This is a genomic window from Bacillus sp. LSHTCR4, assembly GCF_057197025.1.
This window is the reverse complement of the sequence record NZ_JBXUNO010000002.1, coordinates 235775-250616: the sequence shown is the minus strand read 5'-3', so window position 1 is coordinate 250616 and position 14842 is coordinate 235775. Positions and strand designations below refer to the sequence as shown.

18 protein-coding genes are annotated in these 14842 nt (G+C 35.2%); 9 read left to right on the top strand and 9 right to left on the bottom strand.

What is annotated here, in order from left to right; translation table 11 throughout:
- Window positions 1–118 precede the first annotated feature (118 nt).
- Entirely contained in the window at window positions 119–382 is a 264-nt protein-coding gene (locus AC2CGR_RS14965; RefSeq protein ID WP_002003636.1) for a helix-turn-helix transcriptional regulator, read from the top strand.
- A complete protein-coding gene (locus AC2CGR_RS14960; protein ID WP_029440109.1) occupies window positions 379–804 on the top strand; it encodes a hypothetical protein in 426 nt (141 codons plus the stop codon). Before AC2CGR_RS14965 ends, AC2CGR_RS14960 begins: the two co-directional genes overlap by 4 nt.
- Before the next feature lie 51 nt (window positions 805–855).
- Here AC2CGR_RS14960 and ald read toward each other — a convergent pair whose 3' ends face one another.
- Window positions 856–1989 (bottom strand): alanine dehydrogenase, encoded by a 1134-nt coding sequence (gene ald / locus AC2CGR_RS14955; protein ID WP_001219405.1) that lies wholly within the window; start codon window positions 1987–1989, stop codon window positions 856–858.
- A 214-nt stretch (window positions 1990–2203) separates the two neighbouring features.
- Window positions 2204–2995: an SDR family oxidoreductase gene (locus AC2CGR_RS14950; protein ID WP_484480965.1), complete on the bottom strand. Its 792-nt coding sequence runs from the start codon at window positions 2993–2995 to the stop codon at window positions 2204–2206.
- A gap of 147 nt (window positions 2996–3142) precedes the next feature.
- On the opposite strand from AC2CGR_RS14950, the gene AC2CGR_RS14945 reads away from it, so the two are divergent.
- On the top strand, window positions 3143–3601 hold the full coding sequence (locus tag AC2CGR_RS14945; protein WP_001066673.1) for a universal stress protein: 459 nt from the start codon (window positions 3143–3145) through the stop codon (window positions 3599–3601).
- 309 nt (window positions 3602–3910) lie between these two features.
- On the opposite strand, the gene AC2CGR_RS14940 is transcribed toward AC2CGR_RS14945, so the two are convergent.
- Together AC2CGR_RS14940 and AC2CGR_RS14935 are read right to left on the bottom strand one after the other, a co-directional pair.
- Window positions 3911–4333, bottom strand: coding sequence for a VOC family protein (locus AC2CGR_RS14940; protein WP_484480964.1), 423 nt, complete (start codon window positions 4331–4333; stop codon window positions 3911–3913).
- 357 nt (window positions 4334–4690) lie between these two features.
- Window positions 4691–5386 (bottom strand): hypothetical protein, encoded by a 696-nt coding sequence (locus AC2CGR_RS14935; protein ID WP_131100835.1) that lies wholly within the window; start codon window positions 5384–5386, stop codon window positions 4691–4693.
- A gap of 95 nt (window positions 5387–5481) precedes the next feature.
- Here AC2CGR_RS14935 and AC2CGR_RS14930 point away from each other — a divergent pair, with 95 nt between their 5' ends.
- Window positions 5482–5661 (top strand): hypothetical protein, encoded by a 180-nt coding sequence (locus tag AC2CGR_RS14930; RefSeq protein ID WP_000342760.1) that lies wholly within the window; start codon window positions 5482–5484, stop codon window positions 5659–5661.
- A gap of 95 nt (window positions 5662–5756) precedes the next feature.
- Window positions 5757–6287 (top strand): DinB family protein, encoded by a 531-nt coding sequence (locus AC2CGR_RS14925; protein WP_049106978.1) that lies wholly within the window; start codon window positions 5757–5759, stop codon window positions 6285–6287.
- Between the two features lie 78 nt (window positions 6288–6365).
- Here AC2CGR_RS14925 and argH read toward each other — a convergent pair whose 3' ends face one another.
- Window positions 6366–7757 (bottom strand): argininosuccinate lyase, encoded by a 1392-nt coding sequence (gene argH, locus AC2CGR_RS14920; RefSeq protein ID WP_131100839.1) that lies wholly within the window; start codon window positions 7755–7757, stop codon window positions 6366–6368.
- A complete protein-coding gene (locus tag AC2CGR_RS14915; protein WP_131100841.1) occupies window positions 7754–8959 on the bottom strand; it encodes an argininosuccinate synthase in 1206 nt (401 codons plus the stop codon). Before AC2CGR_RS14915 ends, argH begins: the two co-directional genes overlap by 4 nt.
- 166 nt (window positions 8960–9125) lie before the next feature.
- Here AC2CGR_RS14915 and AC2CGR_RS14910 point away from each other — a divergent pair, with 166 nt between their 5' ends.
- The gene (locus AC2CGR_RS14910) at window positions 9126–9443 is read left to right on the top strand and encodes a radical SAM protein (protein ID WP_131102650.1); all 318 of its coding nucleotides are present in this window, start codon (window positions 9126–9128) and stop codon (window positions 9441–9443) included.
- A 28-nt stretch (window positions 9444–9471) separates the two neighbouring features.
- On the opposite strand, the gene AC2CGR_RS14905 is transcribed toward AC2CGR_RS14910, so the two are convergent.
- On the bottom strand, window positions 9472–9666 hold the full coding sequence (locus AC2CGR_RS14905) for a hypothetical protein (RefSeq protein WP_000910285.1): 195 nt from the start codon (window positions 9664–9666) through the stop codon (window positions 9472–9474).
- 852 nt (window positions 9667–10518) lie between these two features.
- Between AC2CGR_RS14905 and AC2CGR_RS14900 the strand changes: the two genes are divergently transcribed.
- On the top strand, window positions 10519–11181 hold the full coding sequence (locus AC2CGR_RS14900; protein WP_001244510.1) for a YitT family protein: 663 nt from the start codon (window positions 10519–10521) through the stop codon (window positions 11179–11181).
- A 31-nt stretch (window positions 11182–11212) separates the two neighbouring features.
- Here AC2CGR_RS14900 and AC2CGR_RS14895 read toward each other — a convergent pair whose 3' ends face one another.
- Window positions 11213–12046: an EcsC family protein gene (locus AC2CGR_RS14895; RefSeq protein ID WP_484480963.1), complete on the bottom strand. Its 834-nt coding sequence runs from the start codon at window positions 12044–12046 to the stop codon at window positions 11213–11215.
- Window positions 12047–12183: 137 nt separating this feature from the next.
- On the opposite strand from AC2CGR_RS14895, the gene AC2CGR_RS14890 reads away from it, so the two are divergent.
- Together AC2CGR_RS14890 and AC2CGR_RS14885 are read left to right on the top strand one after the other, a co-directional pair.
- Window positions 12184–12819, top strand: a complete 636-nt coding sequence (locus tag AC2CGR_RS14890; protein WP_131102652.1) for a DUF1796 family putative cysteine peptidase — start codon at window positions 12184–12186, stop codon at window positions 12817–12819.
- A 71-nt stretch (window positions 12820–12890) separates the two neighbouring features.
- On the top strand, window positions 12891–13304 hold the full coding sequence (locus tag AC2CGR_RS14885) for an NUDIX hydrolase (RefSeq protein ID WP_131100843.1): 414 nt from the start codon (window positions 12891–12893) through the stop codon (window positions 13302–13304).
- Between the two features lie 49 nt (window positions 13305–13353).
- On the opposite strand, the gene ackA is transcribed toward AC2CGR_RS14885, so the two are convergent.
- The gene (ackA, locus tag AC2CGR_RS14880; RefSeq protein WP_000034580.1) at window positions 13354–14547 is read right to left on the bottom strand and encodes an acetate kinase; all 1194 of its coding nucleotides are present in this window, start codon (window positions 14545–14547) and stop codon (window positions 13354–13356) included.
- Between the last annotated feature and the right edge of the window lie 295 nt (window positions 14548–14842).

The window sequence follows — 14842 nt, the reverse complement described above, 5'->3', positions numbered from 1 at the left end:
TGACTTTTATTTTTTCATTTAATTCCAAATTATCACAAAAATTAACATTATAACAAGCTATATTTCACGTAAAGCTTTGTTTACTTTTTGTAAAGTTTCATTTACTTATTACCTAAAAATGGATATAATAAATGTAACAAATTTACAAAAAGGAGACTTTGTATATTTGATTAAAAATAAGGTAAAACAATTCCGCGTCGTTCGAGACATCACCCAAGAACAATTAGCTTCCTCTGTTCAAATCACTAGACAATCCCTCATCGCCATCGAGAAGAATAAATACAACCCGAGTTTAGAATTAGCATTGAAATTATGTGAGTTTTTCAACTGTAAAGTAGAAGATTTATTTCAATTAGATAAAACTGGGGAGGAAAAAGAATGAAAAATACTTTTAATCAAGAGTTCATTTCGCATCTTACCATTTTATTGTTAGGTTCAACTTTTCTTTATTTCAATAGTAATGATGAAGAAAAGATTAGCTCTGTCCTTCTATTCACTGGCGTATACATACTCTTAGCCTTGATACTATTCGTAGTGAAACGGATATTCTTTAAGAAAAAAAAGAGCGATTCCGAGAAGTATCCATTACCTGAAATGGATGAACGAATCGAGAAAATGAGCTTAAAACTTATGGCGCAAATTTTCGGCCTCTCTCATTTAATCGGTTCTGCGATACTATTTATTTTATATATCACTGACAAAAATTCGATGATACGAGTTGAGTATGCCTTATATTACTTGTTCGGCATTCTTTTCTTTACAATGATGTTTGGATTGAAAATTGTAAAGAAACTAGACAATTAATCTAAACAAAAAGCCCCTCCTTGCGTAAGGAGGGGCTTACATGTATTTCTATTATGATAAAGCAGGAGCTTTCTCAAGAAGCTCTTTTGCATCAGCGTATTGTAAGCCGTGAGCTTCTGCAACCGCTTCGAATGTTACATAGCCATCTAATGTATTAATACCTTTTAATAATGCAGTGTTGCCTAAGCAAGCATCTTTATAACCTTTGTTCGCAATTTGTACTGCATATGGTACTGTTACGTTTGTTAATGCAAGAGTTGATGTACGTGGAACCGCACCTGGCATATTCGCAACTGCATAATGAACAACGCCGTGTTTTTCGTAAGTTGGGTTATCATGAGTTGTAATACGGTCAGTTGTTTCGAAAATACCACCTTGGTCAATCGCGATATCTACAACGACAGAACCTGGCTCCATTGATTGAATCATTTCTTCTGTTACAAGTTTTGGCGCTTTTGCACCTGGAATTAATACTGCACCAATAACAAGGTCAGATTCTTTTACAGCTTCTGCAATGTTGTATGGATTAGACATTAACGTTTTTACTTGGTTACCGAAAATGTCATCTAGTTGACGAAGACGTTCTGCACTTAAGTCGATGATTGTTACATCTGCACCTAAACCTACTGCAATCTTCGCTGCGTTTGTACCAGCTTGACCACCGCCGATAATTGTTACTTTGCCGCGTTTTACCCCTGGAACGCCTGCAAGTAAAATACCTTTACCACCTTTGTTTTTCTCAAGGAATTGTGCACCGATTTGTGCAGACATACGACCTGCTACTTCACTCATAGGTGCAAGTAATGGTAGTGAACGATTGTCTAATTGTACTGTTTCGTATGCAATTGATACAACTTTGTTATCAATTAATGCTTTCGTTAATTCTGGTTCTGGAGCTAAGTGTAAGTATGTGAATAAAATTAAACCTTCACGGAAATAGCCGTATTCACTTGCTACTGGCTCTTTTACCTTCATAACCATATCTTGATTCCATGCTTCTTCAGCAGTTTCAACAAGTTTCGCACCAGCTTGTACGTATTCTTCATCCGTAAAACCAGATCCTAAACCTGCTCCTTTTTGAACAAAAACTTCATGACCATTTTGTACTAAATGTACTGCTCCCGCTGGCGTCATTGCCACGCGGTTTTCATTGTTTTTAATTTCTGTTGGAATACCGATACGCATGATTAGTTCCCCCTTGAGTTATGAAATGACCCCTGAATCATTTTTTAAAGCGCTTTCTACGCTCTTATATTTTAACATAATATCTCAATATTTGACAAAAAAATAATACAAGTTTTCCGATAGATTTAATCTTACATTAAAGGACAGTATTATCCGCACCTCTTTGCATAAAGGATAAACTGTCCAATTATTCGAAACTTCTCTTTATTTTTCTCTATCGATGTCTATGAATAACATCTACTGCACCAGTCACTTCAATAATTGTACCGGTAATCATATCGGAATCGTCCTCACATAAAAACGAAATCGTTCTTGCGATATCTTCGCCTGTTCCAGATCTACCAATTGGTGTGTTATGTTCTTTTAACTGACGTGCTTCTTGAATCGTCGCTTCTTTCATTTCACCAATAATATCACCAGGACATACCATATTTGCAGTAATACCATATTCAGCTTCTTCGTAAGCAACTGTTTTCGTTAATGAAACAAGTCCTACTTTCGCTGCCGCAAAAGCTGAACGATAAATCCATCCCGGTGCGCTATCCGCCCCTTGAAATCCGTAATTTATAATACGGCCAAAGTTCTGTTTTCTCATAACCGGAACGACAAGTTTCAACAAATGAAATACCGCTGTTAAATTACCCTGAATCATTTCATTCCATTCATCTTCTTCATAATCGACTAACTTTTTTCGTTCAAATACATATGGACCAGCATTATTAATTAAGAAATCAATTTTGCCAAAACGGCTTATCGCTTCTTCTACCATTTTATGTAAATCTTCCTTTTTCGTGACATCCGCTTGCACGAATTGTAGACGCTCTTCCATATTTTTATATGTTTCTTTCATCTTTTCCATAGCCGTGATATCGCTATGATACGTTACTGTTACTGAATATCCTTTAGCCAATAACTTTTCTGTTACTTGCTTTCCTAAACCTTTCGTACCGGCTGTAATGAGCGCGTGTCTCACAAACATGCCTCCTTTTAAATTGCTATAGTTCATATGTAACAAGTTCTCGCACCAATTACAACTAAAATGAATCAAAACAGAGTTTTCGAAATTCTGTAACGTTTCCGACAAGCACATTACCAAAATTTGTTTTATAATAAAGTTGTAAACGGTAATAAAAATGATTGGGAGGAATTTACTATGAATAATACATATACAAATATTTTAATCGCGGTGGATGGTTCTAAAGAAGCAGAAAAAGCCTTTAAAAAAGCAATTCAAGTCGCAAAACGCAACAATGCAACATTAACTATTGCTCATATCGTTGATGTAAAAGCATACTCAGCAGTAGAAGCTTATAGCCGTGCAATTGCTGAACGTGCAAATCTATTTGCAGAAGACTTATTAGAAGACTACAAAAAAACTGCGCTTGAAGCTGGCCTTGAAAAAATTGAAACTGTATTAGAATTTGGTAATCCTAAATCAAAAATCTCAAAAGAAATCGCTCCAAACCATAAAGTAGATTTAATTATGTGTGGTGCAACTGGTTTAAATGCTGTTGAGCGTTTCCTAATTGGTAGCGTCTCTGAACATATTATTCGCTATGCGAAATGCGATGTCCTTGTTGTTCGTGGTGATGAGGAGCAAGGTGAGCTTTAATTTATAAATAAAGCACCAAGTCCAGATGCTTTATTAAAGGCTTGGGGTTGGGTTAAGGAAATTAAAATTTATAGCTCAAATGAACAATAAATACATGTTGTGAAACAACGATAAGAAAGTAAAAAAGGAGCGGGAAATCCACTCCTTTTTTTCACGACACGCCTTTATTTTTGTTCACAGAAATAAATCTTCTCTATTTCCCTCTACCCTTACATGGATTTTAAAAATATCAATCCACTCCACAAAATCAAAGAACACTTCAAAATCCTTATTTTCCAATTGATCGTTTCATACAGTTTAAACTGTATTCTACTTAATTCTTTGAGCAATTGGATGATCATTTTTTAATTGCAACAAACCCCATAAGTTCCCATATAAATCCTTGAATACTGCAACTGTTCCATAATCTTGCTCTTGCGGCTCTCTCACAAATTCAATTCCTCTTGAGATCATTTCATTATAATCCCTCCAAAAATCGTCAGTATTTAAGAAAAGAAAAACTCTGCCGCCTGACTGGTTACCGATAAAAGAATCTTGCTCAGGTTTGGATGCTCTAGCCAGTAATATTGTGGTACCGACTGAACCAGGAGGAGATACCACTACCCATCTTTTGTTTTGCTCTGGTTGATATATATCTTGAACTAATGTAAAGTTTAGTTTCTTTGTATAGAACTCTATTGCTTCATCATAATCTTTTACTACTAATGCGATATGAACTATTGATTGAACCATTATTATCCCTCCTATTATTACTGAACTAGCAAATTATAGTATAACATCTCTTGTTTTTCTTCTCAGTTTTATACTTTATCATTTTTCATCTTATAACAATGATATGTAGTTATTAAAAAGCACCGTTCTTTCTTAAAGTTTTACAGAAACAACTTTATTATCACTTTGATGTATATAGTTATAAAGAGGTTAAATGTATTGATAAATGGAGGATAAAGAACATAAAAAAATAGGTGTATCAAGAATCGTGCTAATACACCTTAAAACTACATTGTTAAACAACATGTGTTGTCGTGTAGTATATCTTATATATTTAATTACTTTAGATTCAGTATTATATATTAAGTTTAGCGTTTTTTATTTCACATATTTTACTATAAATACAAGACAAGCCACAATAACAATAGTAATTGCCAATACATAAGGTGGAAGAAACTTCAAAGACCACAATGCCATCATAATCGTAGCTACTGTTAAATAAGATTGCCTTGCATCTTCTGTCATTTTTTTACGAAGGCAGAATACATACAAATAACCAATTGGCGGCGTAATAAAGCAAAGAACATATATGATTTTTGATTTCAAATACCATTTTTGTTCTCCAAGTTTCTTTATATCTTCTTCTATTCTTTTATGCTCTTGTTCTCTCGCTTCTTCTACAATTGGATCTTCCTCTTCTCCTTGCTTTTCTTTCATATAAGGAAGAAAGTGCATGAAAAAATAACATGCGAATACGATTACCCAAAATTTAATATCTAATCTTTCTAATGGAATATGCTCACTAAAACAAGCAGCGGCAATCACTAAAGAAAAACAATACGTTGTTATCCAAAATGAACGTTTTCTCTTTTTTCGTTCCATTTCTTTTTTATCTTGTACATGTTTTCTTTTCGAAAGCCATATCGAAATACAGCAGTCTACTACAAATAGAATAAAGATAAATATCCCGATATGTACTGTTTCTACATCCTCAAATGAAAAAACATTTGGAAATGCAACGTGTAATACAATTAGCGTGTACAAAATTAGCCCTATAAAATAAATACGTCTCATTTTCCATCCCTTTCTTATTTCCTAACATTACATTAACATACATTTTTTAGAAGTAGACGGACAAAATATATATGTTTAAAAAAGGAGGATGCAACATGGATGATTCTGAACGTATTATTTTAGATGTGAATGGGAAAGAAATCGAAATGTTAGATACGATTCGTACTCATTTTAAAGAGAAACATGGAGTTGAACTAAGTAACGGTGCACTGCTTAGAGATTTGATGGATATTGAGTATATTCGAATTACGGAAGATCGACATAAGTATGATTAATCGATACATTGTAAGCCTAGAGCAAATTGCTCTAGGCTTACTTACATCCACACGAAAAATGCTATAATTAGGAAAAATGTGGAGGCTGTCAAAATATGAAATCTGAAAATATCTCAAAACATTTTCATACATTACATGTACAAAGGAACGAATTCCTTCCTCATCTCCATTCACTATCAAAAGAACAACTATGGTATAGGAAAGAGGACAAAAAATGGTCTATTGGTGAACACTTTTATCACTTATATTTAATTGCAAAGATGCTTAAAGTAGCAATTAAATTCTCTTTCACCCTTATCCCTTATGCAAAGCTAAGAAAAAACGCCCCATTTGCCACTGAAACACATGACATTTATGCCGAATATAAAGAAAAGCATGGCAAAGGAATGAAAGCACCTTGGATTTTAATCCCTTCAAAAAAAGTCTATCAATCTATGAATGTAACTCAATTAGAAGAATTACTTACACGTGAAACAAATGAAATAAAAAAACTTGTTCAAAATATAGAAGAAAATATTGCAGGGCATATCGTATTTTTAGATCCAATTGCTCACTATCCTAATTTGATTCAATCTATTCAACTATTAGCGATACATGAGAAACATCATTTTATGAGTATGAAATGATAAATACTCCTATAAAAATCTAAATACAAAAAGGTAAGGTGCTTTCTATAAAAAGCACCTTACCTTCTATCTCATACATCATTTAATTCCTACAAACTCTCCAACTAATCCCTTCGCCTTCTCCAAAGCTTTTTCAATTTGCTCAAATCCTGTCCCGCCAGCACTGTTACGACGCTTTACAGCCGCATATGGTGACAGCACTTCATACAAATCTTCTTCAAATAACGAACTCATTTCTTTATACGTTTCAAGTGGCACATCTACTAAATAAATTCCTTTTTGTGTGCAGTGTAGCACTAGCTTTCCAACAATTTCATGAGCTTGACGGAATGGTAGTCCTTTGTTTGCTAAGTAGTCGGCGATTTCTGTTGCGTTAGAGAAATCTTGCGTTACAGCTTGCCCCATTTTTTCTTTGTTTACAGTCATCGTCTCTAACATGCCTGCCATAATATGAAGGCATCCTTCTACTGTTTTTACTGTATCAAACATTCCTTCTTTATCTTCTTGCAAATCTTTATTGTAAGCGAGCGGTAATCCTTTCATGACTGTAAGTAAACTAAATAAATTACCGTACACTCTGCCTGTTTTACCACGAATAAGTTCTGCCATATCCGGGTTTTTCTTTTGCGGCATAATACTGCTTCCCGTTGCATATTGATCGCTCATTTCAATAAATTGAAACTCTTGGCTACTCCATAAAATAAGTTCTTCGCAAAAGCGCGATAAATGCATCATAAGCATAGATGAGTTACTGAGGAACTCCAGTATGAAATCACGATCGCTTACTGCATCTAAACTATTTTCATAGATTCCATTAAATCCAAGAAGCTCCGCACTATATTCTCGGTCAATCGGGAATGTTGTTCCAGCTAACGCTCCTGCTCCTAATGGCGATATGTTAATACGCTTTAACGAATCTTCATAACGATTTACATCACGCTCTAACATCCAAAAATAAGCGAGAATATGATGAGCAAATGAAATTGGCTGGGCACGTTGCAAATGCGTATAGCCAGGCATAATCGTTTCAATGTTATTTTCTGCTTGATGAACAAGAACCGTTTGCAATTGTTTTGTAGCTTTCATAATATGTTCTACTTTTTCTTTTAAATATAAGTGCATATCGGTCGCTACTTGATCGTTACGACTTCGGCCAGTATGAAGCTTCCCTCCTACTTCGCCGATTTGTTCAATTAACATCTTTTCGATATTCAAATGAATGTCTTCCGCTTCAACGGAAAAATGCAGTTTATTTTGTTTCGCTTCTTCTAATAAATATTGAAGACCTATTTTTATTTTCTCTGCTTCTTCTTTCGTAACGATGCCTTGCTTTGCTAGCATCGTTACGTGCGCAATACTCCCGTTTATATCTTGATTTACTAATTGTTGATCGAAGGAGATGGATGCCCCGAACTCTTCAACCCACGCTTCCGCTTCTTCTGTAAAACGTCCGCCCCAAAGTTTGCTCACGCTTCCACCTTCTTTTGATTCACTTGGCTGTATACTTTCGTCGGTAAACCGAATAATGAAATGAATCCAACTGCTGCATCATGATTAAATTCATCCTGAGCAGTATACGTTGCTAATTTTTCATCGTATAAAGAGTACTCAGATTTACGCCCTTCTACAATTGCATGACCTTTAAATAATTTCACACGCACTGTACCTGTTACATTTTTTTGCGTTTCTTGTAAGAAAGCATGAAGCGCTTGTTTTAAAGGCGAGAACCATAAACCGTTATAAATAAGCTCTGTTATTTTTTGCTCAATCATCGGTTTAAAATGTGCTACTTCTTTTACGAGTGTTAAATCTTCAAGTTCTTTATGCGCCGTAATTAATGTCATTGCTGCTGGGCATTCGTATACTTCACGCGATTTAATACCGACAAGGCGATTTTCTACGTGATCGATACGTCCAACGCCATGTTTTCCAGCAAGTGCATTTAACGTTTTAATTAGTTCTGAAAGTGGATATGAAGTACCATTTAAAGTAGTCGGCACGCCTGCTTCAAAGCCAATTTCTACAAACTCTGGTTTATTCGGTGTATCTTCTAATGCCAATGTCATCTCATATGCATCTTCTGGCGGCGCTGCCCATGGATCTTCTAAAATACCACATTCATTGCTGCGTCCCCATAAGTTTTGATCGATTGAAAACGGGCTATCTAAATTAATTGGAATCGGTACGTCGTTTTCTTTTGCATAAGCAATTTCTTCTTCACGTGACCATTTCCATTCACGTACAGGTGCAATCACTTCTAAGTAAGGATTTAATGCTTGAATAGAAACTTCAAAACGAACTTGATCATTCCCTTTCCCTGTACATCCATGTGCAACTGCAGTCGCTCCTTCTTGTTCTGCAATTTCCACTAATTTCTTCGCGATAAGTGGGCGTGATAGGGCCGAAACGAGAGGGTATTTTCCTTCGTATAACGTGTGCGCTTGCATCGCCATCAATGCATATTCGTTTGCAAATTCTTCTTGAACATCAATCATATATGATTTAATTGCACCTACTGAAAGTGCCTTTTCTTTTACAAATGCTAAGTCTTTACCTTCCCCTAAGTCTAAACAAAGCGCGATAATATCATAATTCTTCTCTTGTAACCATTTAATTGCAACAGAAGTATCAAGACCTCCGGAATATGCTAATACAACTTTTTTCTTCTCCATTTTGCATCCCCCTAAAGAATAATTATTCATTTTCTTTTATAATAATTCACACTTTAACACCTTTCACAAAATGTATCAAGAGTCATTTTCAAATTTTTTCAAACAATTTCGTCGAACTTCTTTCTGTTTTCATGTACAATAAACGCAGGAAAACGGGGGTGAACTTATGGAAAAGTATTTCTTATACGATGAACATCTCGGAATTGAAATTCCGCATTTACAAGAAGACTGGGAAGATATCCCCGAAAAAATGCAACATGCAATTTTATTAAAATGGGAGCAAGTTCGCGGAAAGATTCCTGATCGTATAAAAGAACTGGAACACGATATTAATACAAAACAGCATCATTTAAATAACGAAGAAGACTTCGAAATTTCTTGCAAACTGAATTCAGAAATTGCCGATCTCGCTTCCATCATTAATGACCTTTGGCTTTGGTATCGACTCACTCAAAATGTATCCGAGGGGAAAGCACACCAATGAAAAAAGCATGCCCCTCAATTATTTTGGGTCATGCTTTTTTGTCGTAACACGATTTACAATATATCTCTTGTGCTGTTTTCGCCAAGCACACATCAAACGGGCCAACTAATATACTTCTTTCTTTCGGCAACTTTACAAAAGCAACTAGCTCTTCTTCATATTCAATCTTTTTCTGACATATAACACATGTTAATTCTTTTCTTTTGAACATGTCTTTTAGCATATCTTCACTCCCCCTTTCATCTATCTATATTAATATACTCTCATAATAGTTAAGTCTTGTAAAAAATGACACATTCGGAAGTGAATGATTCATATACTATGTACAAAAGGAGGTCTTAAGCTTATGCGCGCTTTCGTTATTATCGCTTTAACTTTTTTAAGTGTGATTAGCTGGGATGCGTTTTTTAAAGATAAAAATGATGATAAAAATACAACTGAATAGAAACTCTTCTTTTCTTACTTATTGGACAAACTAAAAAACTGTCCAATTCTCCAAAATAACTTAGGCTTTTCTACAAAAATATTTAAACATAACAATTTTTGTAGATTTCCTCCGGTTATTGTCGGTTTCCATCCGCATACATTTTTTGAAAGTATGATATAATAATATAAATCTTGAAGGAAGGGATTTTGATATCATGATCGCTCGAAGGAGCATGTGGCATCGTATTGACGAATCATACACGTAGCGTATTTTTCAGCTCAGATACTTTAGTCTAGCGAAAAAAATACGAGAGTGGGGAAATTATGATTGCCCGAAGGATAATTTGGCAAAAAAAAGACTCTTCTTACACATAGCGTTTTGTTTAGGACTTAATTGTTACTAGCTAAACAAAACAAAGAAGAGCAGGATTGCTAAATGAAGAATCCTACTCCACGTTTTGTTTAGTCGTTTTAAGACTTAAACTAAAACGAAGGTAGGGAGAATTGATGGACGAGAGGATTATTCGTTATTTCTTCAGCGACATATAGCGTAGTTAGTTTTTTCGTAAACTAACTGAAAGCTACATGTGAGCTCGTAGTTAGTTTACAACACAAAAAGGACTACTAACTACGGAAAGAAGGAATAACGATGAGGAACATCCAAAGTCGACAAATTATTAAAGAAATTTTTATGGTTTTAATCGGTTCATTTATTTTAGCAGCAGCGCTATATCACATTCACTTCCAAAACCACTTAACAGAAGGTGGCTTTGTAGGTATTGCACTATTCATCCAAAATTTTTATGATATTTCACCATCTATTTCAACTGTAATTATGGATATCCCAATTATTTTACTGTGTGCTTCATTTTTAGGTAGAAAAATGGTTGGCTATTCATTCTTAGGTTCAATTTCATTCGGAGTATTTTATTCTCTTATGGAAAATTATTCTCCATTTACGGTCGATTTATCAAACAATTTATTTATAGCTGCAGTAGTTGGCGGTGCGTTAGCTGGTATTGGACTCGGTTTTATATTGCGATTTGGCGGTGCAACCGGCGGAGACGATATTTTAACAATTGTATTAAGTAAAAAAACACGTTTTACAATTGGGCAAATTTTCTTCGTCTTTGACGCGATTGTTCTTGCGCTTTCATTATATTATTTAAATTGGACAGAAATTGCTTTTACTATTCTTTCGATTGCCGTACAGGCAAAAACATTGGATTTAATTTATTATCCAAAAACAGAAAAAGCAGAAGAAAAGCAACCAGTATCTATTCCAATGTCCAAAAAGCATGCAACAAATTAAAAAAGCGAAAGGCTTCGGCCTCTCGCTTTTTTTATGCTCTTTTTTCCTTCTCGACTATGTGGCGCACTTGATAAAATCTATTTGCAAATTCAGTAACATTTCTTGTTAAACGATAATTCACTGTAGACCCGATTGCCATTCCAATTACCGGAATACCTTGGAATAATTTACGACGAAGTGCATAAATCGAAAATGTTTTCAAAATTTGTTTTAAGATAATTTCAGTAGAAGCTGGTTGTAATACCGCTTCGTCTCCTTCATAGAAGAAGGAATCTTCTTGCTCTAGCTCTTGCAGTAAATTGTACCATGCGTATTGCTGAAGTCTTCCCGGTAGTAATGATGCATGAAATACCTTTAACGCAAGCATCATTTCATAAGGCTTGTTCACATCATGCCCAAATGATGTTGCAATAAGTTGAACAGCCTTCACATTTAACGCAATCATAACCGGAAAATCAGCTGTTAATAATAATAAACCTCCAGCACCCGTTGCTCCGCCTTGTACGAATGAATATAAGCGATGTCTTGCCGTTTGCTGCTCTGCTATGTATGTTAATTGATCAATAGATAATGCTTTTAAATCCTCTAGTTGCTCAATCGATTTATCAAATAATCTCGATGTCCCTAAAATACGATTACGCGCCTCTAACTGTGATTGTGAACTTTGAATCAATGCATGCAAATGAAAGAGCCATCCATCTGCTTTCGTAAAGAAATCTTTTCGTTTTTTCTCAGGTAATTTCGCAATTGTAGTATGTACCCATTTATCAAACATTTTTTGAAAATCGGTCGCTTCTTGCTCAACTAATTGCGATTCCCATTCTTTTATATTGTCTAAAATGGCTTGTTCTCGCTTCGATCGCATCGTAACAACCACCTCGTTCGATTTTTTTCTATTGTAACATATTTCTGCTTATTCTTTGCAAATATGCTTGTCTATCTTTATTCACATACCATTTTTGAGTAGCATAAAATAGTAACAAAAAGGATGAGATGAATCACATGAATCTATCCGATATAAAAAAAGAATATCATGCAGTATTCAGCTTAGGACAAAACTGCTGGCCTGCTTGGGCGTTATATCAATTCGAATTATCACCATTTTTTGGTGTTATTGATTTTATGTTAAGCCCTTCATTAGAAAAAGTGAATGTATTATTACAAAATCGATTTGACCGTTTTTTACAGTTCGAAAATTTATCCTTCATCTCATTTTGGGATGATGATGCAAAATTGAGACTACGGGACAACCTCTATGAAATCGACTCCTGTCATGACTTTAAAACAGATGTAAACACACCAACTTCTTGGCCTTCTTATTCAGAAATCAAGCTAAATTATGAGCACCGAATTCATCGTTTTCTAACAACAATTGAGACGGCAAAATCCATATTGTTTATTCGAACTGGAGGGACATACGAAGAAGCACGTTCCTTGGAACACATTTTATCTCAAGTAGTCAAACATAAATTCTCCGTCTTATTACTCATTCCTGCAGATGTACCAACTGTTGTAGAAGAAGATTGGGGACTACAACATATTTGCGTTATAAAATGCCCTATTATGGATGTATACCAGTACAATGAAGCATTTTGGACTGACTTATTTGATGGGATTTCAATTAGACCGCACGCTTAAATACACGACACTTTGTATCACGCAATACATTATAATCATCCTTATACAAAATAAATAAGGAGTGGTTGTATATGTATCCACGTGCAAAAGCTTTCGGTCTTGCTATACATCACGGTCGCCTTCTCGTACAAGAATATCATACAGGCGATGAAACATATTACCGACCTCTTGGCGGTTCAATTGAACTTGGTGAAAAATCAGCACATACCGTTATTCGTGAATTTAAAGAAGAACTTCATACAGAAGTGGAAATTACCAATTATGTAGGTTGCTTAGAAAACATCTTTCATCTTGATGGAGAAATTGCTCATGAAATCATTCAGCTATATTCTTTACGCTTATTAGACACATCACTGTATGAAATGGAAAAAGTGAATATACAAGATGAGCAAACAGTATCGTATGCGAAATGGATTCCCTTTACAGCATTCATTCAGAAGAAGAAAGTACTCTATCCAGATGGAATTTTGAACTATCTCCAATAGAAAAAAGACGAGATCCTATAGGATCTCGTCTTTCTTTTCATATAGTATATTAACCAATATCTCCAAGACGTAGTACGTCACGAGCGATCATAACTTCTTCGTCAGTTGGAATTACGATAATTTTTACTGGAGAATGTGGGAAATTGATGAATGCTTCCTCACCGAATACGTTATTGCGTTTTGCATCGAAGTATACGCCCATGTACTCAAGGCCTTCTAATACGCGCTCACGAATAATCGCACTGTTTTCACCTACACCAGCTGTGAAGATGATTGCGTCTACACCTTTCATACGAGCAGTGTAAGAACCGATGTATTTGTGGATACGGCTTACGAATACATCAAGTGCTACTTTCGCACGGTGGTCGCCTTCTTCTTCTTTCGCAATGATGTCACGTAGGTCACTAGAGAAACCAGTAAGACCTAACATACCACTCTTCTTGTTTAATACGTTAACCACTTCTTCTACTGTTTGACCTGTTTTTTCCATGATGTATGGAATTAACGCAGGGTCAAGGTTACCAGAACGTGTACCCATTGTTACACCAGCAAGTGGAGTGAAGCCCATAGAAGTATCGATAGATTTACCGCCTTCTACTGCTGCGATACTTGCACCGTTACCTAAGTGACAAGAAAGTAAGCTTAAGCTTTCAAGTGGACGACCTAATAGTTCAGCCGCACGCTCAGTTACATATTTATGAGAAGTTCCGTGGAAACCGTATTTACGGATACCGAATTTTTCATAGTACTCATATGGTAAGCTGTATAGGAATGCAGATTCCGGCATTGTTTGGTGGAATGCTGTATCGAATACTGCTACTGCTGGTACGTTTGGTAATACTTCTTGGAATGCTTTAATACCAACAACGTTTGCTGGGTTGTGAAGTGGTGCTAAATCGCTTAATTCTTCGATATCAGCTAATACTTCATCAGTAATTAGAACAGAGTCAGCAAATTTTTCGCCGCCGTGAACAACACGGTGACCGATACCGCCAATCTCATCTAGAGATTTAACGATTCCGTTTTCAGTTAATTTTTTAAGAAGCATATTAACTGCTACTGCGTGATCTGGAATGTTTGTAATTTCTTTTTGTTTTTCGCCATCTACAGTAATAGTGAAGATACTATCTTCTAAACCGATACGTTCTACTAAACCTTTTGTTAATACTGTTTCACTTGGCATTTCAAATAATTGGAATTTTAAGGAAGAGCTTCCTGCGTTAATCGCGATGATTTTTGACATCTAGTCTTTCGCCCCTTTTTCTCTTGGTAGTTGTGTGGATGTTTCCACAAACCGCTCGATTTTATCTGATCAAATTTACTAAATATGAAAACGTTTCATCATTAGCAAATTTTATACTCACGATTTTAATTTAAACATCGTACGACATATATTTCAAGTGAAAAAATTGTAACACCAAGAAAAAATATATATTACAGATTTCAAAAAAATTCAGTTAAATCTAGTATATATTTAAAAATATGACATATCATATAAAACTGTACTACACGAATTACTAACCCTGTTACATATACCT

What these genes read in the sequence shown, in the direction of transcription:
- AC2CGR_RS14965 (WP_002003636.1), top strand. Translation starts at nt 119, where the DNA reads ATGGATATAATAAATGTAACAAATTTACAAAAAGGAGACTTTGTATAT.
- AC2CGR_RS14960 (WP_029440109.1), top strand. Translation starts at nt 379, where the DNA reads ATGAAAAATACTTTTAATCAAGAGTTCATTTCGCATCTTACCATTTTA.
- ald (WP_001219405.1), bottom strand. Translation starts at nt 1,989, where the DNA reads ATGCGTATCGGTATTCCAACAGAAATTAAAAACAATGAAAACCGCGTG.
- AC2CGR_RS14950 (WP_484480965.1), bottom strand. Translation starts at nt 2,995, where the DNA reads ATGAACTATAGCAATTTAAAAGGAGGCATGTTTGTGAGACACGCGCTC.
- AC2CGR_RS14945 (WP_001066673.1), top strand. Translation starts at nt 3,143, where the DNA reads ATGAATAATACATATACAAATATTTTAATCGCGGTGGATGGTTCTAAA.
- AC2CGR_RS14940 (WP_484480964.1), bottom strand. Translation starts at nt 4,333, where the DNA reads ATGGTTCAATCAATAGTTCATATCGCATTAGTAGTAAAAGATTATGAT.
- AC2CGR_RS14935 (WP_131100835.1), bottom strand. Translation starts at nt 5,386, where the DNA reads ATGAGACGTATTTATTTTATAGGGCTAATTTTGTACACGCTAATTGTA.
- AC2CGR_RS14930 (WP_000342760.1), top strand. Translation starts at nt 5,482, where the DNA reads ATGGATGATTCTGAACGTATTATTTTAGATGTGAATGGGAAAGAAATC.
- AC2CGR_RS14925 (WP_049106978.1), top strand. Translation starts at nt 5,757, where the DNA reads ATGAAATCTGAAAATATCTCAAAACATTTTCATACATTACATGTACAA.
- AC2CGR_RS14915 (WP_131100841.1), bottom strand. Translation starts at nt 8,959, where the DNA reads ATGGAGAAGAAAAAAGTTGTATTAGCATATTCCGGAGGTCTTGATACT.
- AC2CGR_RS14910 (WP_131102650.1), top strand. Translation starts at nt 9,126, where the DNA reads ATGGAAAAGTATTTCTTATACGATGAACATCTCGGAATTGAAATTCCG.
- AC2CGR_RS14905 (WP_000910285.1), bottom strand. Translation starts at nt 9,666, where the DNA reads ATGCTAAAAGACATGTTCAAAAGAAAAGAATTAACATGTGTTATATGT.
- AC2CGR_RS14900 (WP_001244510.1), top strand. Translation starts at nt 10,519, where the DNA reads ATGAGGAACATCCAAAGTCGACAAATTATTAAAGAAATTTTTATGGTT.
- AC2CGR_RS14895 (WP_484480963.1), bottom strand. Translation starts at nt 12,046, where the DNA reads ATGCGATCGAAGCGAGAACAAGCCATTTTAGACAATATAAAAGAATGG.
- AC2CGR_RS14890 (WP_131102652.1), top strand. Translation starts at nt 12,184, where the DNA reads ATGAATCTATCCGATATAAAAAAAGAATATCATGCAGTATTCAGCTTA.
- AC2CGR_RS14885 (WP_131100843.1), top strand. Translation starts at nt 12,891, where the DNA reads ATGTATCCACGTGCAAAAGCTTTCGGTCTTGCTATACATCACGGTCGC.
- ackA (WP_000034580.1), bottom strand. Translation starts at nt 14,547, where the DNA reads ATGTCAAAAATCATCGCGATTAACGCAGGAAGCTCTTCCTTAAAATTC.